Origin of the sequence: Prochlorococcus sp. MIT 1223, assembly GCF_034092465.1 — a bacterium.
Taxonomy (GTDB): domain Bacteria; phylum Cyanobacteriota; class Cyanobacteriia; order PCC-6307; family Cyanobiaceae; genus AG-402-N21.
The window spans coordinates 566247-585801 of sequence record NZ_CP139303.1 but is presented as its reverse complement, the minus strand read 5'-3'; the positions used below and the strand labels follow the sequence as shown (position 1 = coordinate 585801).

Below are 19555 nucleotides of genomic sequence, written 5' to 3'. Positions count from 1 at the left end.
ATTTAGATATTTAAATCTATTTGATTTGTATTTCCTTTAGCACTCTTAAAGCTTCTTTTATATGAGCTGGGCCATTTAGTAAATCTTCAAATATATGACAAACAGTACCTTTTGAATCCACAATATATGTGACTCGACCTTCTAGCAATCCAAGAAACTTGGGTACGCCAAATTCTTTTCTTAGAGAGTTATTAGTGTCACATAAGAGTGGATAGGGTAAATTATTTTTATTTGCGAATTCGAGGTGGCTGTCACTATCTCCATTGCTAACTCCCCATACTTCTGCTCCTAGAATTTTGAATAGGTCATATTTATCTCTAAAGCCGCATACTTCTATTGTGCAACCAGGGGTATCGTCTTTAGGGTAGAAGAATAGTACGTATGGCTTCCCTTTTAACTTTTCGTTGCTTTTGATCTTTCCGAATTGATCTTTTAAGGAAAAAATTGGTACTTTATCTCCAAGTTTAATAGGCATTGCTTTATTTATTTTCCTAACCGCCCATACCTTGAAAAGCAGGTATCATTTTGCCTCCATCATCATCATCATCATCATTCATATTGTTTGAGAGCAATTCTATAAGTACTAAAACTGCCATCGGGTAGAAACACCAAATAACTGCCTTCCATATAGGGAAAATATCTATAGAAGCTTCTAATTCTCCCATTTTCATTGGAAATTAAAAAATTATCCTAGTGTTTTTTTTATTCTAGTGTGGATTAGTATTCAAAATCTCGCCTTTGACTTTAATGATTTAGCTTGTTCAAGCATTGAGACTCGAAGATTTTAAATAAATTTATATTTAGACTTATAAATTTGATGTATGAGAATAATTTATGCCCCTATAATAACTGGATTTAATACCTTATAAACCCTTTGCTACCAGTGTATATTGTTGTCATCTAACTACTTTTAAGGCAAGAACAGCGCCTTTGTCTTCACACTTAGTAACATATTGTGTTATATTTCTTTACAAGCGGAAGCCTTTTCTGGCTCCTTTATCTTATCTATCTCTTTATTATTCAAATGGACAAAAATGCTATGAACAATTCTGTAGAGCCTGAAAAGCTTGTAGCAGAAAGAATTAATGGATGGGCAGCGATGTTAGGTTTCTGGGCTGCTGTTGGCGCCTATTTAACGACCGGACAATTGATTCCTGGACTTGTTTGATAAATAGCCAGGAGATACAGCTTCGTTGAATTTGTTAATAGCATCTGCCGATGAGGCAAATTAAATTACACAATTAACCTTCACCTTTTAAATCAATGAACAACAATGCTGAATTATTAAATGGAAGATTTGCAATGATAGGTGTCTTTGCTGCACTGGGCACTTATGCTTTTACAGGCCAGATTATACCTGGTGTCTTCTAGTCTATAAGCTTACATTAAACTTTTCAAATTTATAAACAAGTACAATGGAACTAAACCCATTCAAGCCTATTCTTCAGAGATTTCAAAAATACTTTTTAAAATCTCTGTCACATACTTCTAGTTAAAAACCTATGTCTATAGGTTCTATTTATCTCGAATCTGTAACTACTGGCATGATTGCCAGTAAAAAACTAGATTGGATAACATTACATCAATTTGAATTTTCAAGATGTGAACTTGCAGCAGCAATCAAGTTAGGCAGGATGATAGATAAAGGAATTCTGCAGACATACTAATTATTTTCTTAAGACTTACTTATTGATTAATCTCTTTATATTCATTTATGAAGGGATTAATTTTTTATTGTCTTTAAACCTTTCTAATAATATTGAATAGATCTTTGTGAAATTAATATAATATTATTGTTATATAAGTCTATTGAGATTATTTCTAAAATATTATTCTATGAAATTCACTTTTTCATTCCTTCAGTCAGTCTTTGCTGTGGTTGTTGGAAACATCGTATTTAATTTAATTGGCATTTACTCTAGTCAATGTTTATCTGTCAGCCAAAATAATTGCGTTGAGACTCGAATGGATTGTGCTCTGAACAATAAGAATAATCTTATTGTTCTGCGAGAATGCTTAACTGAAGATTCGCTAGGATTGTAATCCTTTCTAATTCAGATTTCTTTTTAGCATATAGAGGATGCATTGGTTGCCCCTCTTTAGTTAATTTTAGAACATACAATCGCTTATTGTTTTCCTTTTCAATATTATTAGTATATGATTTTATTTTTTTTATAATTGCTTTATCTCTGTTTAGCAAAGCTCCTTTATTTCCCCATGCTAACCACATATCTACTTTTGAATTCATTGACCATTCTTTAATAACATCATCTAATATTTCATTGTTGAAATTACCTATAGGATTTCTTGCTTTTTTTATCATATTTGGATCTTTGGAAATTCTAGAAAATAGGTTTACAACTGTAAGTTTCTCGTAGCCCCATTCTTTAGAGAAAGTCTTTAAGCGGATTAAGGTTTTGTCATTTGTATAACTATCCCCTTTTGAGGGATTTAGACCTATAAAGACTAAACTTCTTCCAGATATAGGTAATAGTTCATCTAATCTAAGACGATATAGGCCGCATTTGCTTTTTAGTACCTTTCTTCTGTTTGATTGATATACTTTCATATATTTTAATTCAGAATCACTTTAGATTTCTCTGAACAGATATAGGATTTATTCATTTATTAAATTTAAACTTAAATCCCACAATCTTCTTCGATTCTCTTTATTAACTCCATAATTAGCACTTTTGACAACTCTTGGCTTTCCACAGAAATTAAATTTAGGTCCATATTGTTCACCCCCTTTTGCATTTGTATATGTCGCTGCGCAAAGTTGAGATAGGGCTCCGCTGCTTGCCTCTTGAATTATTGGTTCAATAAATGTTTGAGATATTGATTTATATACATTATGCCAATTCTTAGAGACATTTCTTTGAAGATTAGTTTTAGCAATTCCTGGATGCGCAAGTATAGATTTAGTTTCCGCGAATTTTTCTCTTAACTTATCCTCTAATTCTAATCCGAACATTACATTTGCTACTTTGCTTTGGGCATAGAACTTCCACCTTTGATAATTATTTTTTCCATCTAGATTATTCCATTCAATTCTCCCGAAGTGTTGAGCTCCAGATGTTACCGTTATAATCCTAGAGTCCTTTTCTTTTGATATTAATGGAAGAAGAAAAGTTGTTAAAGCCATATGCCCCAAGTGATTAACTGCAAATTGGCTTTCTAAACCTTGCTTGCTGAGATAATGGTCAGGAGCCATAATCCCTGCATTATTTATTATTATGTCAAGCTTAGAATATTTACTTGAAATCTCTGCAGCGGCTTCTTTTACCTTTTTTATGTCACATAGATCTAGTTGTAATAAATCAATAACGCCAGGTGCTTTTATTTCCAGTAGTTCTTTCTTGGAGAGTGTTGCCTTTCTCATTGATTTACAAGCCATTATTACAGTTGCACCTTTCATAAGCAGGGCTTTTGTACTTGCATACCCAAGCCCACTATTGGCCCCTGTTATTAGAACTATCTTTCCTGATTGATCAGGCACTTTAGCTAATTCCCAATTCATTAAATGAACTTATCTCTATTTATTATAAGAACTACTATTACATTAGTGTGAAAGCAAAACTGTATCTTCTCTAAAGTTAAAAATAACTTTGCCTCAGTAAAAATGCCAATCCTTTTCTATTCTTTTCCCTTATAATTATACTGAAGTAATCTAAAAGCTCTTCTTATATTACTAGAGTCATTTGATAAATTAATCAACGACTGCATTAATAGTATTGTTTAATGGGGCTTACCCTATGTATAAGAGAAGTTAAAATCCTTGCTAAAAAGGATACATTGAAGAAAATTTAATTTATTAATATTGCCCAACTGATAACAAACTAAATCTCTATTCAGAAATAACTTATGAGAGATATCTGACCAGTATCTTTTCATTCTGCTTATACATTAGTTGGATGATAATGGGTCTATTCCTTTACTCGTCTGCCAATTATTGAAAAATCGTTAATGCTTTTTATAGATTTTGGCCTTGAAACCGTCTTTTTATTACTAATAGACCTAAAAAGGCAGAATTATGTAATTTAGAAAGTCAATTTGTTAGATAATTTACTAGAGTTGTAATAGTGAAATCTTTATTTATCGACATGTTAGTAAGCGTAATTGATACTGTTGTCGAAACTTCAACAGGCAGCCTAAAGAAACTTAGCGATTATTTAGGGAAAGTCATTTTGATCGTAAATGTGGCCAGTCAGTGTGGAAATACTCCGCAGTATTCTGGATTGCAGTCCCTCCAGGACAAGTATCAAAGTAAAGGTTTTGTGGTTTTAGGATTTCCTTGCAATGACTTTGGAGGCCAAGAGCCTGGTACTTTGGAAGAAATTCAGGAGTTTTGCTCTGTAAAGTATTCAGTTAATTTTGAGATCTTTAATAAAGTTCATGCAAAAGGTGAGACAACAGAACCTTATACAACCTTAAATAAGACAGAACCTGCTGGTGATGTAAGTTGGAATTTTGAAAAATTTTTAGTAGGAAAAGATGGTAATGTTATTGCACGTTTTCAACCAAAAATAGATCCTTCTAACGAGAAACTAATAGCCGCAATTGAAGTAGCTCTTGAATCTTAATAAAAGTCTATGTTTTTAGAATATTAGAAGTTCTCTTATAGATTCTTTTTTATTAATATAATCTCTTTTTCTAGATTATTTACTCTTATACATAGTTTTTTATTTAAATCCTTTAGCTCACGTATAGCTGCGCTGTGTTGAGAATGATATTCAAATTGTCTTTCTGAGTATGCTTTTACATCTCTAATAAATGCAGGCATTGAATCATCATTTTCTAAATAATCCATAGGAGATTTATTTAAGATAGGTATTACCTAATTTAATTATTTTATATAATTAAAAATATTATCATAATATGAAAATTTAATTCCACTAATTTAAATAGTATTCTTAATCACTTTGAAATGGATTGTTAGGCATTTTTATCTTACACGCTTTACTCAATTTATCTAGCTCATAAACTTCTGTTTCAGAAAGCTCCCACTTTTTTGCTGAAGCAGCTTCTTTAGCTTGTATCGGAGTTCTTATTCCAGGTATGGGAATGGCTCCATGTGACCTGCACCAATTTAGAGCAACTTGTGATCTTGAAACATCTCTAGAATTAGAAATCTGTTCAATCTTACTTCTAATTTCTTTGCTAGATGGTAAAAGCCTCTTATAAATACTTTCTCTTAATAAAGTTGATGATATGCCGTCTATATTTGGAGGTAGAGTAAGTAAACCAAAGGCTAAAGGACTATAAGCTAAGATCTCAATTCCAAGCTCATTACATATTTCTTTAAGAATAAAGTATTTATCAATTTGAGGTGATAATAGTGAAAGTTGAACCTGTATACTTTTAATTCTAATTTTTCGTTTTATCAGTCTTTTATATATATACATAAGTCTATTTGGTCCGATATTTGATAAACCAATTTCGAAAATATGTCCTTTTTCTAGCAAGTCTCCAAGACCATCAATTAATTGAATCTCTTGCCATGGCGCATATTTATATGTACTCCAATGGAGCTGAACTCTGTTTAACTTTCCTTTAAGTCTTGCTTTGCTTTCAAAGAATGCTTGATGCAAACCTTTCCTTCCAATACGCCATGGGAAAGGAGCTAATTTTGTTGCTAAGGTGATGTGTTTTTTTTTAGAGGAAGGAAGATTATTGATAAATCTTCCAAGTAATTCTTCACTCTTACCTTTCTGCCTACCAGTTCCATAAGAATCTGCTGTATCAATAAGAGTTAAGCCTTCTTCTATAGCTGTTTGAAATGTCTCTTCTAAAAGATCATCATGCTTTTCTGACTTGTAACCCCAAAGGAGTTTGTTCCCCCAAGACCATGTCCCAAAACCGATTGAAGTCATATGAGAAGTTGGTTTTTATTTAACCTACTTAAAAACATTGATTTTTAGTTATGAGTTTTTCTGCTACCTATTTGGGATCGAGCGGATGGTTAGTTGAGTTTGGCGAAGTTAGAGTCTTAATTGATCCTTGGCTTAAAGGAGTTCTTTCTTTCCCCCCAGGCCCTTGGTTGATAGAAGGTCGATTGCAAAAAGAATTGGAACCTCCTGATCAATTGGATTTGCTCGTGCTGACTCAAGGCTTGGCTGATCATTCTCATATACCCTCTCTAGAACTTTTGCCACGTAGTATTCCTGTTATTGGATCAAAGTCAGCCTCTAAAGTTGTAAAAAGACTAGGTTTTGAATCTGTAACCACCTTGAGCCCAGGAGATATAAAACAAATATGTCAACTAGAAATAGAAGCAACTGCTGGAGCTTCAGTCCCTAATCAAGAAAACGGATATATTATTTCTAATGAAATAGGTTCAATTTACTTGGAGCCTCATGGTTTTTTTGATAGTAAAATTTCTCCTCGTGAGCTTGATGCAGTTATAACACCGATGGTCGATCTTAAATTACCTATGGTTGGAGATTTTATACAAGGAGCAAGGGTATTACCTAAACTAATAAGTATTTTTAAACCGTTAACTGTACTTGCTAGTACAACAGGTGGAGATGCAAAATTCTCTGGTCTTATTAATAGTTTAACTAGAGTTAACGCAACTTCAGAGAAATTAATTAGTGAGTATGAAAATCAAATTATTTTTGTACAACCAAAAACAGGCGAGAAATACAGATTAAAAAGTCGTAATGTTTAATTGAACTCATTTAATCAACCTGAAAAACTAATTTAGTTATTTATATTTTCTCCTAATATTTTAAATAACTATTTACAATATTCTCTTTATTTCTTCTAAATATGAAATATTTTATCTTTTATCCAAGCTATTCCCTTAAAGGATCGACACTTGCTTAAGCTAATTGAAGATGCTTAAATAATTTGTCTACTTATCTTGTAACTGGTTCCAATAGGGGAATAGGCCTTGAACTTTGCCGCCAGTTAAAAGCTAGAGGTGAAGAAGTTATTGCTACATGTAGGAAATCATCCAATGAACTAGATGATTTGAATTTAAGAGTCGAGATAGGAGTTGATATTAGCTCGGGTAATTCAGTTATTAAATTTAGAGATAAACTTAAGGGTCAAAAAATAGATGTTTTAATTCACAATGCAGGTATTCATGAATCCAATACATTATCAGATATTAATCCAGAAAGTATAAAGAGGCAATTTGAAGTTAATGCTTTGAGCCCATTATGTTTTACAAGAGCAATGATTGACAATTTAAAGCAAGGATCAAAAATAATATTAATTACAAGTAGAATGGGGTCTATTGAGGATAATACTTCAGGTGGTTCGTATGGATATAGAATGTCAAAAGCAGCTCTTTGTATGGCTGGTAAATCTTTGTCTATTGATTTACATCCTAAGGGCATATCTGTCGCTATTTTACATCCTGGATTAGTTAGTACTCGTATGACCGGATTTATCTCTAATGGTATAACTACTAAGCAATCAGCAACCGGTCTAATTGATCGAATTGATTCTTTATCTTTAATTAATACGGGTACCTTTTGGCATGCTAATGGTCAAATATTACCTTGGTAAAGTATATCTTTAATATTACCTAGACCTTCTCTTTTGAATATACTTATTCTATTCTAATCGTAAGAGATATCACTTAATTCAAGCCATCTTTCCTCATATTTATTTATACTCTCGATTAAATTAGCTAATTCTTTACTTTGTTCTATAATATTTCCATCTCCTGTTGATATTTTAATCTCTAATCTATTCTTACTTTCTTCAAGTAAAGGTAATTCTTTATTTATATTTTTAAGCTCTAGATTTTCTTTGAAACTTCTTTTTCTAGGTTTCGGATTAATTGATTGATTCCTTAAATTTATAGAGATAGTAGATTTTTGATTATTTACTTTTTCTGCTAACACATCCATCTCTCTATGTTTATTTACCATTAAATCTTTCCCTGATTTATTAGACTCTTCATTTTTTGCAAGGAAGTCACTATAATTACCTTCATAACGCTTTAATTCCTTTTCCCGAAGATTGAAAATCCTATTAACTACTCGGTCAAGAAAATATCGATCATGTGAGACAACAATAACGCAGCCTTTAAATGTTTCTATAAAGTCCTCTAATATGCTAAGAGTTTGAATATCTAGGTCATTTGTAGGTTCATCTAGAAGTAAAATATTGGGTACTTTTATTAACATTTTACATAACTTTAGTCTTCTTTTTTCTCCTCCAGATAATTTTGCAATTGGAGAATGTTGTTGATTGGGAGTGAATAAGAATTTTTCAAGAAGTTTTGATGCTGTAAACTCTTTTTTGCCAAGTTCTATCCTTATGGCAGCTTCTTCAATAAAATCTATAACCTTTTTATTTAACTCTCTTTCTTTAACTAAATCTTGAGTATTTTGGTCTAAATATCCAATATGTGCAGTCTCTCCAACTATTATTTTTCCGGAAGCTGGTTTTTTAATGCCGGCAATAACATCTAATAATGATGACTTGCCCGTTCCATTTGCCCCAATTATTCCAACTCTGTCATTTGGAGTAAAGCTGTAAGTAAAATCTTTAAACAAGACAGGACTGTCCATTCCTCCATCAGTAGTTACAAGAAGTTTCTCAGTTTCTATTGCTATATTTCCTAAGCGCCTAGAAGAAGAAATAATCTCTAATGAACCTTTATTAATAGAAGTTTTCTTTAGTTTCATTTGTTCAATTCTTTGAATTCTAGCTTTTTGTTTTGTGCTTCTGGCTTTTGGACCTTGTCTTAACCAAGCCAGCTCTTTTTTTAGTATTCCTTTGAATTTTTGGTTTGAGGATTTTTCGGCTTGCTCCTGTTCAACTTTTTGCTGGAGAAATGAAGCATAATTCCCTGAATATTTTTTAACCTTTCCACTATCAACCTCAATCATATTTTTTGTAACCCTATCTAGGACATATCTGTCATGAGTAACGAGTACAAGGCTGCCTTCAAAATTTTCCAACCAATTTTGCAACCATTCAACCGCAGTTGCATCTAAATGGTTCGTGGGTTCATCAAGGAGTAAGACATCTGGATTCCCAACCAATGCAGAAGCTAGACCTACACGTTTCTGATAGCCACCAGATAGTTTATTTATTGGCATATCTAGGTTCTCTATCCCAAGTCGCCTAAGGATCTCCTTGCATCTTTGCTCAAGATTCCAGGTATTGGCGTGATCCATTTTTTCACTTATAACCCCCAATTGTTTAAGAGCCTCATTGTTCTCTGGATCTTTTGCGACCAATTCACTGACGTCTTTAAATTGAATTAAGAGCTCTTTATTCTCACCACACCCTTCTAAAACTTCTTCTAGGATTGAATGATTCCCTTTGATCAAGCTATCTTGGTGAACTATTTTTATCTTTAATGAAGGAGCGCACTTCCTTTCTCCCTCTAGAAGTGGTTCTATGCCAGCTATAACCTTAAGTAGAGTTGATTTACCTGAACCATTGGCACCAATTAATCCCAGCTTTTCGTTTTTATTAATGTGTAGATCAAGCTCCTGGAAAATATTCTTTATTCCAAAATCTTTAGATGCATTTATAAGACTAATCAAAGACATACCTAGTTTTCTCTTTATCAGCTTTAACTCTATTCAACATCCCCAAGTGTATTATGTCTAATTAGATAATCAATTATTTTTACTTATATCAAGACCAAGACTAAAAAATAGTATATGATATTTAATCAGTATGATTAATATGTAATTTATTATAAGAAGAAACTTTGATGTTTTTTTCTTATAATAAATTATAATAATTCAACCTTACCTTTTAAGAAATGAAAATCAGAGTAAAGGAATTATCAGAGGCCTTAGGAGTTGAGATTGCAGACATTATTTCTATTTGTGCAATCTTAAAATTGCCAGCCTCCTCAAGCATTAGTTCATTGTCATTACAAGACGCAAAGAAAATTACTGATTATCATGAAAACAATTAGAAGAATTTAAATATAATTTTTCATTACGTCAATTTCTAGACTTTAAAGCAAATTTCTTTTCAATCTAAGGATTCTCTTGTTACTATGAGAACAGTTTCTTAAAATTAAAATGACTGATAATCAATTATCACAGGAGCAATTAGCTGAGATTTGTGAAGATGCCTTTGTCAATATCAAGGAAGCCTGCATGAGATTGCAAGAGAGAACTAAATGTTCAAATAAAGTCGTTATAGATATGTTAAATAATCTAATTGAATTTTATAAATCTCAGGATAAATCTAATTGAAATATTAGTAAAATAAAGATCAATAAATATTAGTTGAGGAAAAACTTTGTAATAAATGGGATGGCAATTAATATTTTTATATATTAGAAAATTAAAATAATATTTAAGCATATATAAATTATAGTACAATGAATTCTTCAGAAACGCATAAAATAACTCCTTTCTATTGAAGGAATTTATATAGATATAATTTCATAAGATATTGATCGAGATAAAGTAGACCCTATATATAGCGCTTTTAATTAAAAGAAACGGCACTATATATAGGGGGGTTGATTTAATTGGACATATGGTTTAGAAATAAGTTCCCCATCACCCGGCCCTGGTATTTTAACTAGGGTCTTTTTATTGAATTGAATTGCTTCATTCGTATATAAGAGAATATTCATGTCTTTAGATCAACTAAGGAAATTCCTACAAAAAATGCAGTCTGACCATGATTTAAAGGATAGGGTTTTAAGCACCTCTACAGCTGATGACGTAGCACAAATAGCTTCTAAGCTTGGATATGAGTTTTCAGGCGATGAGCTATTAAGATTCTCTGGGAAGAAAGTAGGTAAGGTTACAGTACGCAAGAATGATGTACCCGGCGAATATACTTGAAATTTGGTTTGATAAATTCTACTTTTTTCAGTTATTGAGTTACTTGGAATTAGCCTCATAGCAGTTGGAATACTGATTAAGCACTTCATAGAAGAAACTCTCCAGTGATTTTTCTGAAAACATCTCCTTCATTTCCCAGTTAATGGAATCAATCATTTTATGACATGCCTGATTATCCACTGAATTAAAAATTTAAATAGTAGTGAAATCTAATGGAATAATATTTTTTAGCAATTGGGAAAGTGCTGACAAACCTGACAATGTAGAAAATGATACTGGCCTACGGAAAAAATTCTTAATCTGTTTTTTTCAAGCTTATGCAGTAATTAAAGCCTTTATAGGGAATACTGTTTCATAGGATACTTTTCCACAGAAATGAATTGTCATCATTCGAGAACTAGCGATAACCTTGTACTTAAACAAAAGTCTCTGATCTCTGATTCCTAAAATATTGAGATAATTCTTCATTCATATCAATGGTTCTTACGATCCAATGAAAATTAGATCTATAAAATTCCAAATCCTCTTTAGCCATAAAAACTTTACTTGCCTGTGGAAAAGTGGAAAACTATAGTTAGTGAATTTTCTTTTTTGTAGGTATTATTCCTTATAAGTTTTTGGAGTATTTGGCATGGATAAAACAAATTCTATTCATTCTAAAATCTCATTAAATCAATTATCAGTTCTAAGAACTGCACCTGATCTCGAAAAAGATCAGTATAAATTCTTGTTTAATGAGCTTCTTCCTTATATGAATCAAGCAGATTGGTTCACTGTTGGAATTATGGCCTCTTCTGCAAGTAGTGCAGTCAATGTTTTAAGAGAAATAGAAAAAAGATTTAAATGGAATCAAATGAAGATTTCTTCTAATACTGATATTACTGGCCCTGTTTATTTGAAAGCAAATCAAAAGACAGGGGAGATATATGTTCGAATTGAATATGGCCTTGGAGAGGGAATACTTATAAGTTGCCAGCATGATGACATTAATAAAGACTCAAATACTCTTGGACCCTTTCCTTTAAACTTCTTTCATCAAGAAATTTAGGAATTTAATTTCCTAGCCATTTCGCTCTATAAATAGTTTAATGATTTCAATTCAACACTTGCCTAATTAAAAGCTCATAGCATCTAGCTCTAATACGATTTATTAGAATTCTTGAAGCTTAAAGCCCTTGTCGAGCAATTTTTGAAAAAGAAGTCTGGCTCTAAAAGCCAGAATTGTTTCCTCATTTTGAGGAGTTTTTATAATGAAATAATGCTCATCTAGTTTGTTTTTGCTAAAAACAACAGTTTCTATCCCATTTTGCATAACCCATTGATCTTTTTTTGCTAAATTCTGATCAGGGCCCCCATCCCAAGGACATTTCTCAGGGTACTTTTCTCTCCTAGTCGCCATTTCGTAAATATACTCACATAAAAAAAGATAACAAACTTTTATAGGCTTGACATCTTTTAAACTCCTTTTCAAAAGCAAACTCTTGTATTTTTTTAATTTTGCCCAATAGCAATAAGATGCAATGCGAGAATTTATGCAGATATAAGCCTTATAAGCTTATTTAAAATGAAGTTTAATTTTAAATGCTTTTATGCCATGAATTGTATTTCATTCCTTAAAAATTCTGATAAACATAAAATCAGCATAAGAAAAAAAACAATGTATGGCATTTACCTTTGGGATTACCTGAAGCTAAATTTTGTTAAAATCACTAAATTAGTGAACCTTAAGAAAGGATATAATATAATTATTATAATTACATTAACACTTACTTTTTTTCAGTTTAATAAACCTATTTTTGCGGCAGACAATAAACCTGAAAGCATACTTAAATTTCAAAATAAAGTATCAAAAAATATTACTAATAAATTCTGTAACTCTATTGGATTTGGACTTTCTAAAGAAAGTGCTATTAAATTTTCGATAGCAGAGAATAAAAAGGAGGTATATAAAAATAAATTAACTAAACAAATTAATAAGAATCAGTTAAAGGATAGTATTGCCAGCAATATCATTGATACTTGTGGTAATCCTATCGGCTTAATAGGTGAAAAAGGTGTTGAAGAATTTAAAAACTATTTAACTGAAATAGATAACATAGGCTAAAAAATACTTTGATTAAGAGCTAGTTTTATATTGAATAATATTCATTTCTAAATATATACTATTTAATATTAATTAATAAAAACTCAATACTAAATAATTGAATATATTATACTATCTTTTACATAAATAATACTAAATACAGTGAACTTTGGATTCGCAGCGGCAATTCTAACAACTTTCGCTTTCTTGCCCCAGGTTATAAAAACTTGGAAAACAAAGTCTGCTGAGGACTTCTCTTATGTTATGCTTATTTGCTTCCTCTCAGGTATTTCATGTTGGATTATATATGGTCTAAATATTAATTCAATTCCTATAGTTACTGCAAATATTATAACATTTATTCTTAATTTTTTCATTTTAGTTTTAAAATTAATATATCATTTTGGGAATTAATTATAAGCCTATTCCCTTAATCTGCTAAGACTAGAATGCCTTTATATTATAAATATCCTCCAAAAAATTAAGATAATCATTAATCAGGCTAAATAAGTATCAACAAATAATTTCAAAAGAAAAGTCTGCAAAAGCAAATTTAGCCCATTCGATAATCCCAGAAATTTTACCGGAATTTGGTTTACAAAAATACATACGATATGTTACAGTTCTTAATGACTGATGATTTGAGTCAGCGTATGTTTGGTTACTTTTTTGTGCCAGGCTTAATAGCCATTATTAATTTCTTATACAAGTGAATTTCTCAAATCAAAGCAGTCTCTTTTAAAACAACTAATCAACTTAATTTAGGAGTTATTAAGTAATGGAGCTAAATCCTTTTAAGCCATTTATTCAAATATTCAAAAGGTCTTCAAAACATAAGGTTTAAATTCTTTCTGTTCCTTGTGAAATTAAGTGATTTTGCAATCAAACAACAAATTCATTTATATGCTTAACTAATCAGCAGTGAAATCAATTTAAATATATTTACGAAGAGCCAAGAGACTCATGCTATAGGAGTTGTCTTGTATATTTTTTACAAAAACCATAATCATTTGCTACTTCAGCTTAGGCTTGTGAAAAGTTTTGATTCAAATGGAATTTAATCTTTTCGCTCTAGCCTCCTCAGAATGGGGCATCAGTAGATTTACTACTGACTTGTTTGCATTATCGTCTCTTTTTATTCTGCTATCACTTCCCTGGCTTTTGCTAAGAAGCAGGATTCAAACAAAAAGCCTTTGGATAGAGGGTAATGCTATGTCTAAATCTAAAAATTAAAAACTTTATTAGAATTATTTATAGCTTCCTTTTAGTAGATTGAATATTTCAGAATTATTTAGCTATTAACTGCTAGGCCAGATTCGCATAAAGCGTCAAATACCCTAGCTCTTCTTGTTTTACCCGTTCCTACTGGTCTTAAACGATCAAGTATTGCTGCATTACAAGTGATCCAATAACTTCCACGTTGTATACCAGCTTGATCGCAAACTATTGCAGGCGCGATATTTGGATATCTATTGTAGTGAAAGGTGTTCAATGAATCTAGCCAGCACCTTTCTAGGAAATCCAACTCTTTATCGGATAATTTTTTGGAATAACAATAATTTTCTAATACTGAGCATAAGTTTAGAGAAGCAAGCATTTTTTATTTAAAAAAGCTATTGGAAGTTAACATCAGAACTATGTGCTGATTTGGAATTATTTCTTTAGTGATGATTAAGAATTAACTTGGTTAATGGAAAACCAACTTATTCCTTTGATTTTTATTTTGGGTTTAGATAGAAGCTTTTAAGAGACTCTTAAATGATGGTTCATAGGAATTTTTTAAGCTTCGGTAACTGCTAAGAATAAAACAAAATTACCAATCCTTTCTCTGAATAATGAGATTCCCTCTCCTCTCTACTTAAATCAAGACCTACTTCTAGTCCTTCAGTTAGAGCTTCTTCATAAGTGCTCTTAGATGGAGTAGCTTCTTTCTCCTTATAAAGAGCAGCTATCCCTAAAGGGGTAGCATGCCACAAAAATTTTGAGGTATCTCCAATAGCTGGCTGACTTAGAGAGTCTTCCAATAAAGATTGAACAGAAATTGAAGTCAAATTCTAAAAAATTCCATTTCCTATATTTTTACAAGAAATTAAGATAAAAATGATTAACGGGTCTTGCATTCAAGATAAAGGTAAACAGAAAATGAATCCATGAGAGTTGACATAAAAAGCGACAATCCTCAAGTCAGTAAAACTTTCTTAAAAATCCAATTCTTTGTTTTCTTAGCCCTGAACTCTTTATTTCTTCTTGCTTACCTAGGATATAAATACATACCAAGTGTTCATGATTATATAAAATACTCCTAGGCTACTTTTTCTTCTTCTTCTTCTATTAATTGCAATACATCAGGAGAAAATTCATTAAGGGCTAAATCTTCTTCAGAAGATGGATTTAAATTATCATCTACATTATCTGATAGTTGGATAGTTGTAGAAGGAGATATCAAAACCTCATCTTGTCTATGGCTACTCTCTATCGGGGAATTATCAGTGGATTTCGACTGAATGATATCTTTGACTAAAAGGAGAAGAAACTCTTTAGTAGATCTCATTAATGATTTAAAGTTTGAGTACATGGAACTTAGAGCTAACTTTAATTCTTGCTTATTAGGACCATCATTCTTTAATGAAAATAGAGTTAAGGCTCCTATCGAGATTGAAAACAAGAGAAAAATTAAAAACATCATTGATTAATATTGCAAATCAAGCATCTCGTCTGTACTTGGATTCGACAAGAGCGTATTGGGAATAAATACATCTAACTTCATATTTTTTAAAGAAAGTTTTAGAATGAAAACTTTTAAGTTTCTGCTCAAGTAGAATTAATATATTTTACTTTTTCTCTAAGGAACTTCTCCGGTAAATAAGAGCATCAACTCTTCTGTATGTTTAATAACATAACTTCTTTAAGTGATTTCAACTGATGAATTTTTTTTATTAATTTCCAGAGTTAATCCTTTTTATCATTCTAGACTAGTCTAGTCTTAGATATCTATAGAAAATTCTCTAGCAATTATATGATTATTAGTTTAATCTAAATTCTTGCTTTGTCTTCTACCTAGTCCATTAATCTACTTACGTGTTCAAAAATAATATTTCCACTAATTTTAGTTAATTTAAGTCTTTTTACTTGTTATAGAAATCAATCTACTACTTATAGCCAATATTTCTGATGAACAATTAAAAATTAAATAAATTTTAAGTTTTCTCATTGAAGACCTCTACTTATTTTTTTATATCATCATAGAAAGTTAATTTTTAAGCAAGCTAAATTCAAATATAAATAAAGAAATATTAATCTGAGCTTATGATTGATAGCATTTAGCCCATAATATAATTTCTTGATATAATCAATATTGATAAATAAACCAGATAAATCTTCTAGATAAAAATGACCTTAACTATACGACCTATCAAAGGAAGCAATTGCCGTGATGAATTCCAGAAAGCATATGAAAATAGATACACTTGGGGTAATAAATTTAGAGGCTATAAAGGGTTTTGTTCATTGCGTAAAGGAGATTTATTTATAGAGGGTGATTTTTCTTTAGACAGAGATCTTAAAATCAGGGTTAATGGAATAAAAGAAGATTTAGTTGAAAAGTCTATTCGCTCACAACTTTGGGAAGTCTCTATACATAGAGTTTATCGACCTTTTGAATTAATACATGGAGAAAATACTTTTACTGTAGGTGATTTTGATGAAGTAGGAATGGAAGTTATTGTTGGTGGGAAAAATGAAGGGGATATTTATAGAATAAAAAATAATATTGTCACTATGGTTTATCGACATATTCATTCTAAATTAATTAATATTTTCACCAAGGAAGTAACAAATACAACTAATGGTTATTTAAGCAAGAAATATACAAGTCAATACCTCGACCCTTTAACTGCTAAGCCCTATAAAGAGAAAAATATATTTTTAGATGAGTTTAAAGCATTAGATCATAATGGTCCCTGGGTTTTAACTAGTAGGACAATTGAATCAATAGTAGAAGACAAGCCTATTTCAGACAAACAAATTTTCTCGTTCTTTGATCTTGAGTATTTACCTTAATAGTGAATCTCTAGTTATATATATTCTAAACATTACTTAAGTTATCTTTTGCCTTCTTTACAGCCATCCAAGCTTCTGCAGATGTAATAGTCGCGAAAATAATTATCCCATACAAATTACCTCCTCCACTATTCATAATTATTGGGTCATTTGGATCTATACCAACATCTCTGAAAAGGTTTAGTCCAATCCATGCCGCGAAAACAAAATTAGTTATCCAATATGCTTTCCATCTTCTTTGGTATATGTACCCTGTGCCTAGTCCTGGAATAAAATTAAGCAAGACAGCTACCCAAGCAGAAGATTCTGCAAGAATTTTATTTTGAGAAGGATTTCTCACTTTGCTTTTAATAGCTTTATTAAGCTTATGCTTTTTATGTCTTTTTAGTGAAGAAAATGTATGAAAATTTAGAAATAAAAGTAAAATTATTAATTAGACGTAAAAATAGCTTTAATTCTTTTGCTGTAGTTAATTTGCCTTTAGGAAGCCTTATGATATTAATAGAGTAAATAATAATTTAATAACTTATTATTGATCCAGTTAATCCATTCTTAGAAAAGATATAAGATTAGTGATATTTTTTAGAAATCTAATTGAAGATATTACTACTAAAATGTACTTAGTAAAGCTTTGTTAGGGCACATATCTTCGTGATAAATGAGATACCTTTATGATTTATTCTATATTCTGCCAAGATAAAAATATCTTATTAGAAATAAAAAAAGGCTTTAAAATTGAATAATTATAAAGATCCTAATATGGAAACTCCTATCACTGAATCACTTATCAAGGGTTCAGAATACTTTAATGTCGGTTATTCGCTTGGAGCACTCATAGGAGTACTTTTTATGATTATATCCTTAGGCTTTGCTTCCCTTCTCTTGTTTTCAACTTTCTATAGAAGAAAATATTCTTAGTGAAAAAACTAATTAATCTTGCTTAGTCTAATTACAGAGGACTAAACTTGATGAATAAAAATCATTAAATTTATTATTTATTTATAGGTAATTAAACTTAGTTTTTGGTTTTCCTAAATTTATTAAACTCTATTGTTTTTTTTTGCAATTAATGGAAAGATTGATGTATGGTTTTGATAATAAGCGTCTTTGGAACAATTGTTTTACGACAAACTCATTTTATTTTCTTTTGTGCTTGCTTTGGTTGTATCTTTATTAATGATTTCTGCATTTAGTGTTAAAAGTAAGTCAATATTGCAAAGCAAGGATAAGTCAGACAAAGTGCTTCTGAAGCAATTGCTTGAGGGGTTCGGTCTAGAAATACCATCAGAGTTAGAGGGTAAAACTACAAATGTTGCTAAATCAATAAAAGGCTCATAAATGGAAAATGAACTCTTAATCCCTCTTTTCTGGACAGTCGTCTTTGCTTCTCTGATTATTGTTGGTTTAAGAAGATTTACGAAAAAAGTACCAACAGAGAAAAGATGGGTAAGGCCAGAATCAAATATTAAGACTAAATCAACTATTGATGAAAATGAAAAATAATACTAACATTGCAAACCTTATTGAATTACTGTAATGGATAACATCTCTAATTTATTAGCCTTTTTAAGGCTTTTTCTGATACTTTTAATTGGAGGAACAATATTTAAAGCATGTATTTCACTTATGCAGGGAAAGAAATTTGAGCTAAACCTCAGGAATCCCATGAACCTTAAGGCAAGATGGCCGATTAAAAAGGAAGTTATTATGAATGAATCTAAAGGTACTGAAACTAAAGGTAAGGAATAATATTAATAATGTTTCTTTAATTAAAACTATCAATCTTTGAAAATCCTTGTTGTCAAAATGATTTGTCAATTTTACATGTAATTAATTATGCGAGAAATCTTGCCTAGACCTATCACTCCTTTGGAGGAGTTTGAAAGAGCCTTATTTAAGGCAAACCTGTCAGAATCTGATCTTGAATTGATTGAATATATTCGTTATATTGGAGTATTTAATCAACCAAGTTTGGTCAAAGATTTAAGACTTAAGCCTAAACCTCCTGTTTTATCAATTATTTGTGAATGCTGTAGGAAAATCGGAGGATATATGCCCTCTCATTTTGAAGCGGTTCGGATATGGTCAAAATCCATTAATCCTTTTGGTGTTCGCTGGGATGGAGATCTTTTGTGCAGTTCCGCATGGAATGTAGATGGAGATCCTTTGACTCCAGAGGCGGGAACTTCTCCTTATGACACCTTGGTTGTACATAAGGAACTGTTTCAAGGCCTTGATTGAAATTTTATTGAGTTAGAAGCCTTTTTGTCTGGTTTTTAAATTTAAGAAGATAATCACATAGAAGAATTCCTAACAATTTAAAACAGTTTTTTTGAGGATATTGTTATCTAATTTTTTCAACGTGCTACGAGATTTCCTTTTTTTAACTTTTTTGGTTTCTTTTAGGTTTTATTTATAGTCGTATTCTCATGTGCCAATGATTCACGCAACAACCTTATTGGGAACAATCACAATTGGAGGCTTTAACGGAGTTGCAGCAGCCTTTGGTGTGCTGGCCCTTGTTCAGGTGTCCCAATTCGTTTATTACGGCTTGGATGCAAACGATCCAACAAAAGACTAATCATTAGTCCTATATAACTGACTGAATTTTAGATTTGGTACC

At 31.1% G+C, this 19555-nt stretch carries 31 protein-coding genes; 19 read left to right on the top strand and 12 right to left on the bottom strand.

Annotated features, from left to right (window positions below; translation table 11 throughout):
- Positions 1-16 precede the first annotated feature (16 nt).
- Together SOI85_RS03220 and SOI85_RS03215 are read right to left on the bottom strand one after the other, a co-directional pair.
- The gene (locus SOI85_RS03220) at positions 17-475 is read right to left on the bottom strand and encodes a peroxiredoxin (protein WP_320664792.1); all 459 of its coding nucleotides are present in this window, start codon (positions 473-475) and stop codon (positions 17-19) included.
- Between the two features lie 16 nt (positions 476-491).
- Positions 492-665: a hypothetical protein gene (locus SOI85_RS03215; RefSeq protein ID WP_320664791.1), complete on the bottom strand. Its 174-nt coding sequence runs from the start codon at positions 663-665 to the stop codon at positions 492-494.
- 359 nt (positions 666-1024) lie between these two features.
- Here SOI85_RS03215 and SOI85_RS03210 point away from each other — a divergent pair, with 359 nt between their 5' ends.
- The 3 genes from SOI85_RS03210 to SOI85_RS03200 all read left to right on the top strand — a co-directional run bounded on the left by SOI85_RS03210 (position 1025) and on the right by SOI85_RS03200 (position 1667).
- Entirely contained in the window at positions 1025-1168 is a 144-nt protein-coding gene (locus SOI85_RS03210) for a high light inducible protein (RefSeq protein ID WP_320664790.1), read from the top strand.
- Between the two features lie 95 nt (positions 1169-1263).
- Positions 1264-1371: a high light inducible protein gene (locus SOI85_RS03205; protein ID WP_414477800.1), complete on the top strand. Its 108-nt coding sequence runs from the start codon at positions 1264-1266 to the stop codon at positions 1369-1371.
- A gap of 131 nt (positions 1372-1502) precedes the next feature.
- Positions 1503-1667 carry a hypothetical protein gene (locus SOI85_RS03200; RefSeq protein ID WP_320664789.1) on the top strand — a complete coding sequence of 55 codons (165 nt, stop codon included), beginning with the start codon at positions 1503-1505 and terminating at the stop codon, positions 1665-1667.
- 329 nt (positions 1668-1996) lie between these two features.
- Here SOI85_RS03200 and SOI85_RS03195 read toward each other — a convergent pair whose 3' ends face one another.
- Positions 1997-2569 carry a DUF1643 domain-containing protein gene (locus SOI85_RS03195; protein WP_320664788.1) on the bottom strand — a complete coding sequence of 191 codons (573 nt, stop codon included), beginning with the start codon at positions 2567-2569 and terminating at the stop codon, positions 1997-1999.
- 48 nt (positions 2570-2617) lie between these two features.
- Positions 2618-3520 carry an oxidoreductase gene (locus SOI85_RS03190; RefSeq protein ID WP_320664787.1) on the bottom strand — a complete coding sequence of 301 codons (903 nt, stop codon included), beginning with the start codon at positions 3518-3520 and terminating at the stop codon, positions 2618-2620.
- Between the two features lie 583 nt (positions 3521-4103).
- Between SOI85_RS03190 and SOI85_RS03185 the strand changes: the two genes are divergently transcribed.
- Complete coding sequence (locus tag SOI85_RS03185; RefSeq protein WP_320664786.1) at positions 4104-4583, top strand: glutathione peroxidase; 480 nt, start codon at positions 4104-4106, stop codon at positions 4581-4583.
- A gap of 35 nt (positions 4584-4618) precedes the next feature.
- Here SOI85_RS03185 and SOI85_RS03180 read toward each other — a convergent pair whose 3' ends face one another.
- Together SOI85_RS03180 and SOI85_RS03175 are read right to left on the bottom strand one after the other, a co-directional pair.
- Positions 4619-4810 (bottom strand): hypothetical protein, encoded by a 192-nt coding sequence (locus tag SOI85_RS03180; protein WP_320664785.1) that lies wholly within the window; start codon positions 4808-4810, stop codon positions 4619-4621.
- Between the two features lie 103 nt (positions 4811-4913).
- Positions 4914-5873 carry an aldo/keto reductase gene (locus SOI85_RS03175; RefSeq protein WP_320664784.1) on the bottom strand — a complete coding sequence of 320 codons (960 nt, stop codon included), beginning with the start codon at positions 5871-5873 and terminating at the stop codon, positions 4914-4916.
- Between the two features lie 50 nt (positions 5874-5923).
- Here SOI85_RS03175 and SOI85_RS03170 point away from each other — a divergent pair, with 50 nt between their 5' ends.
- Together SOI85_RS03170 and SOI85_RS03165 are read left to right on the top strand one after the other, a co-directional pair.
- Entirely contained in the window at positions 5924-6670 is a 747-nt protein-coding gene (locus tag SOI85_RS03170) for an MBL fold metallo-hydrolase (RefSeq protein ID WP_320664783.1), read from the top strand.
- Positions 6671-6852: 182 nt separating this feature from the next.
- Complete coding sequence (locus SOI85_RS03165) at positions 6853-7518, top strand: SDR family oxidoreductase (RefSeq protein WP_320664782.1); 666 nt, start codon at positions 6853-6855, stop codon at positions 7516-7518.
- Between the two features lie 53 nt (positions 7519-7571).
- On the opposite strand, the gene SOI85_RS03160 is transcribed toward SOI85_RS03165, so the two are convergent.
- On the bottom strand, positions 7572-9524 hold the full coding sequence (locus tag SOI85_RS03160; RefSeq protein ID WP_320664781.1) for an ABC-F family ATP-binding cassette domain-containing protein: 1953 nt from the start codon (positions 9522-9524) through the stop codon (positions 7572-7574).
- 218 nt (positions 9525-9742) lie between these two features.
- Here SOI85_RS03160 and SOI85_RS03155 point away from each other — a divergent pair, with 218 nt between their 5' ends.
- The 4 genes from SOI85_RS03155 (at position 9743) to SOI85_RS03140 (ending at position 11838) form a co-directional block, all read left to right on the top strand.
- Positions 9743-9901: a translation initiation factor IF-2 N-terminal domain-containing protein gene (locus tag SOI85_RS03155; RefSeq protein ID WP_320664780.1), complete on the top strand. Its 159-nt coding sequence runs from the start codon at positions 9743-9745 to the stop codon at positions 9899-9901.
- A 109-nt stretch (positions 9902-10010) separates the two neighbouring features.
- The gene (locus SOI85_RS03150) at positions 10011-10187 is read left to right on the top strand and encodes a hypothetical protein (protein WP_320664779.1); all 177 of its coding nucleotides are present in this window, start codon (positions 10011-10013) and stop codon (positions 10185-10187) included.
- A 387-nt stretch (positions 10188-10574) separates the two neighbouring features.
- Positions 10575-10790, top strand: a complete 216-nt coding sequence (locus tag SOI85_RS03145; RefSeq protein WP_320664778.1) for a Nif11-like leader peptide family natural product precursor — start codon at positions 10575-10577, stop codon at positions 10788-10790.
- 631 nt (positions 10791-11421) lie between these two features.
- Positions 11422-11838: a DUF1824 family protein gene (locus SOI85_RS03140; protein WP_320664777.1), complete on the top strand. Its 417-nt coding sequence runs from the start codon at positions 11422-11424 to the stop codon at positions 11836-11838.
- 102 nt (positions 11839-11940) lie between these two features.
- On the opposite strand, the gene SOI85_RS03135 is transcribed toward SOI85_RS03140, so the two are convergent.
- A complete protein-coding gene (locus SOI85_RS03135; RefSeq protein ID WP_320664776.1) occupies positions 11941-12189 on the bottom strand; it encodes a hypothetical protein in 249 nt (82 codons plus the stop codon).
- 195 nt (positions 12190-12384) lie between these two features.
- On the opposite strand from SOI85_RS03135, the gene SOI85_RS03130 reads away from it, so the two are divergent.
- From SOI85_RS03130 to SOI85_RS03120, 3 genes are all read left to right on the top strand, one after another.
- On the top strand, positions 12385-12894 hold the full coding sequence (locus SOI85_RS03130; protein ID WP_320664775.1) for a hypothetical protein: 510 nt from the start codon (positions 12385-12387) through the stop codon (positions 12892-12894).
- Positions 12895-13035: 141 nt separating this feature from the next.
- Positions 13036-13287 (top strand): SemiSWEET transporter, encoded by a 252-nt coding sequence (locus SOI85_RS03125; protein WP_320664774.1) that lies wholly within the window; start codon positions 13036-13038, stop codon positions 13285-13287.
- 636 nt (positions 13288-13923) lie between these two features.
- Positions 13924-14106, top strand: coding sequence for a hypothetical protein (locus SOI85_RS03120; protein WP_320664773.1), 183 nt, complete (start codon positions 13924-13926; stop codon positions 14104-14106).
- A gap of 58 nt (positions 14107-14164) precedes the next feature.
- On the opposite strand, the gene SOI85_RS03115 is transcribed toward SOI85_RS03120, so the two are convergent.
- From SOI85_RS03115 to SOI85_RS03105, 3 genes are all read right to left on the bottom strand, one after another.
- Positions 14165-14470: a hypothetical protein gene (locus SOI85_RS03115; RefSeq protein WP_320664772.1), complete on the bottom strand. Its 306-nt coding sequence runs from the start codon at positions 14468-14470 to the stop codon at positions 14165-14167.
- Between the two features lie 199 nt (positions 14471-14669).
- The gene (locus SOI85_RS03110) at positions 14670-14915 is read right to left on the bottom strand and encodes a hypothetical protein (RefSeq protein ID WP_320665104.1); all 246 of its coding nucleotides are present in this window, start codon (positions 14913-14915) and stop codon (positions 14670-14672) included.
- Positions 14916-15175: 260 nt separating this feature from the next.
- Positions 15176-15448, bottom strand: coding sequence for a hypothetical protein (locus SOI85_RS03105; RefSeq protein ID WP_320664771.1), 273 nt, complete (start codon positions 15446-15448; stop codon positions 15176-15178).
- Between the two features lie 815 nt (positions 15449-16263).
- On the opposite strand from SOI85_RS03105, the gene SOI85_RS03100 reads away from it, so the two are divergent.
- Positions 16264-16932, top strand: coding sequence for a DUF3386 domain-containing protein (locus tag SOI85_RS03100; RefSeq protein ID WP_320664770.1), 669 nt, complete (start codon positions 16264-16266; stop codon positions 16930-16932).
- Positions 16933-16957: 25 nt separating this feature from the next.
- On the opposite strand, the gene SOI85_RS03095 is transcribed toward SOI85_RS03100, so the two are convergent.
- Entirely contained in the window at positions 16958-17272 is a 315-nt protein-coding gene (locus SOI85_RS03095; RefSeq protein ID WP_320664769.1) for a hypothetical protein, read from the bottom strand.
- Between the two features lie 767 nt (positions 17273-18039).
- Here SOI85_RS03095 and SOI85_RS03090 point away from each other — a divergent pair.
- From SOI85_RS03090 to SOI85_RS03070, 5 genes are all read left to right on the top strand, one after another.
- Positions 18040-18270 (top strand): hypothetical protein, encoded by a 231-nt coding sequence (locus tag SOI85_RS03090; protein ID WP_320664768.1) that lies wholly within the window; start codon positions 18040-18042, stop codon positions 18268-18270.
- On the top strand, positions 18271-18435 hold the full coding sequence (locus SOI85_RS03085; RefSeq protein WP_320664767.1) for a hypothetical protein: 165 nt from the start codon (positions 18271-18273) through the stop codon (positions 18433-18435).
- Between the two features lie 33 nt (positions 18436-18468).
- Positions 18469-18681: a hypothetical protein gene (locus SOI85_RS03080; protein WP_320664766.1), complete on the top strand. Its 213-nt coding sequence runs from the start codon at positions 18469-18471 to the stop codon at positions 18679-18681.
- An 87-nt stretch (positions 18682-18768) separates the two neighbouring features.
- On the top strand, positions 18769-19173 hold the full coding sequence (locus SOI85_RS03075) for a hypothetical protein (RefSeq protein ID WP_320664765.1): 405 nt from the start codon (positions 18769-18771) through the stop codon (positions 19171-19173).
- Positions 19174-19369: 196 nt separating this feature from the next.
- Positions 19370-19513 (top strand): hypothetical protein, encoded by a 144-nt coding sequence (locus tag SOI85_RS03070; protein ID WP_320664764.1) that lies wholly within the window; start codon positions 19370-19372, stop codon positions 19511-19513.
- Positions 19514-19555: the final 42 nt, after the last annotated feature.

Bases quoted from the DNA above. Each gene is read 5' to 3' on its own strand.
- SOI85_RS03220 (WP_320664792.1), bottom strand. From the start codon at position 475: ATGCCTATTAAACTTGGAGATAAAGTACCAATTTTTTCCTTAAAAGAT.
- SOI85_RS03215 (WP_320664791.1), bottom strand. From the start codon at position 665: ATGGGAGAATTAGAAGCTTCTATAGATATTTTCCCTATATGGAAGGCA.
- SOI85_RS03210 (WP_320664790.1), top strand. From the start codon at position 1,025: ATGGACAAAAATGCTATGAACAATTCTGTAGAGCCTGAAAAGCTTGTA.
- SOI85_RS03205 (WP_414477800.1), top strand. From the start codon at position 1,264: ATGAACAACAATGCTGAATTATTAAATGGAAGATTTGCAATGATAGGT.
- SOI85_RS03200 (WP_320664789.1), top strand. From the start codon at position 1,503: ATGTCTATAGGTTCTATTTATCTCGAATCTGTAACTACTGGCATGATT.
- SOI85_RS03195 (WP_320664788.1), bottom strand. From the start codon at position 2,569: ATGAAAGTATATCAATCAAACAGAAGAAAGGTACTAAAAAGCAAATGC.
- SOI85_RS03190 (WP_320664787.1), bottom strand. From the start codon at position 3,520: ATGAATTGGGAATTAGCTAAAGTGCCTGATCAATCAGGAAAGATAGTT.
- SOI85_RS03185 (WP_320664786.1), top strand. From the start codon at position 4,104: ATGTTAGTAAGCGTAATTGATACTGTTGTCGAAACTTCAACAGGCAGC.
- SOI85_RS03180 (WP_320664785.1), bottom strand. From the start codon at position 4,810: ATGGATTATTTAGAAAATGATGATTCAATGCCTGCATTTATTAGAGAT.
- SOI85_RS03175 (WP_320664784.1), bottom strand. From the start codon at position 5,873: ATGACTTCAATCGGTTTTGGGACATGGTCTTGGGGGAACAAACTCCTT.
- SOI85_RS03170 (WP_320664783.1), top strand. From the start codon at position 5,924: ATGAGTTTTTCTGCTACCTATTTGGGATCGAGCGGATGGTTAGTTGAG.
- SOI85_RS03160 (WP_320664781.1), bottom strand. From the start codon at position 9,524: ATGTCTTTGATTAGTCTTATAAATGCATCTAAAGATTTTGGAATAAAG.
- SOI85_RS03155 (WP_320664780.1), top strand. From the start codon at position 9,743: ATGAAAATCAGAGTAAAGGAATTATCAGAGGCCTTAGGAGTTGAGATT.
- SOI85_RS03150 (WP_320664779.1), top strand. From the start codon at position 10,011: ATGACTGATAATCAATTATCACAGGAGCAATTAGCTGAGATTTGTGAA.
- SOI85_RS03145 (WP_320664778.1), top strand. From the start codon at position 10,575: ATGTCTTTAGATCAACTAAGGAAATTCCTACAAAAAATGCAGTCTGAC.
- SOI85_RS03140 (WP_320664777.1), top strand. From the start codon at position 11,422: ATGGATAAAACAAATTCTATTCATTCTAAAATCTCATTAAATCAATTA.
- SOI85_RS03135 (WP_320664776.1), bottom strand. From the start codon at position 12,189: ATGGCGACTAGGAGAGAAAAGTACCCTGAGAAATGTCCTTGGGATGGG.
- SOI85_RS03130 (WP_320664775.1), top strand. From the start codon at position 12,385: ATGAATTGTATTTCATTCCTTAAAAATTCTGATAAACATAAAATCAGC.
- SOI85_RS03120 (WP_320664773.1), top strand. From the start codon at position 13,924: ATGGAATTTAATCTTTTCGCTCTAGCCTCCTCAGAATGGGGCATCAGT.
- SOI85_RS03115 (WP_320664772.1), bottom strand. From the start codon at position 14,470: ATGCTTGCTTCTCTAAACTTATGCTCAGTATTAGAAAATTATTGTTAT.
- SOI85_RS03105 (WP_320664771.1), bottom strand. From the start codon at position 15,448: ATGTACTCAAACTTTAAATCATTAATGAGATCTACTAAAGAGTTTCTT.
- SOI85_RS03100 (WP_320664770.1), top strand. From the start codon at position 16,264: ATGACCTTAACTATACGACCTATCAAAGGAAGCAATTGCCGTGATGAA.
- SOI85_RS03085 (WP_320664767.1), top strand. From the start codon at position 18,271: ATGGAAAATGAACTCTTAATCCCTCTTTTCTGGACAGTCGTCTTTGCT.
- SOI85_RS03080 (WP_320664766.1), top strand. From the start codon at position 18,469: ATGGATAACATCTCTAATTTATTAGCCTTTTTAAGGCTTTTTCTGATA.
- SOI85_RS03075 (WP_320664765.1), top strand. From the start codon at position 18,769: ATGCGAGAAATCTTGCCTAGACCTATCACTCCTTTGGAGGAGTTTGAA.
- SOI85_RS03070 (WP_320664764.1), top strand. From the start codon at position 19,370: ATGATTCACGCAACAACCTTATTGGGAACAATCACAATTGGAGGCTTT.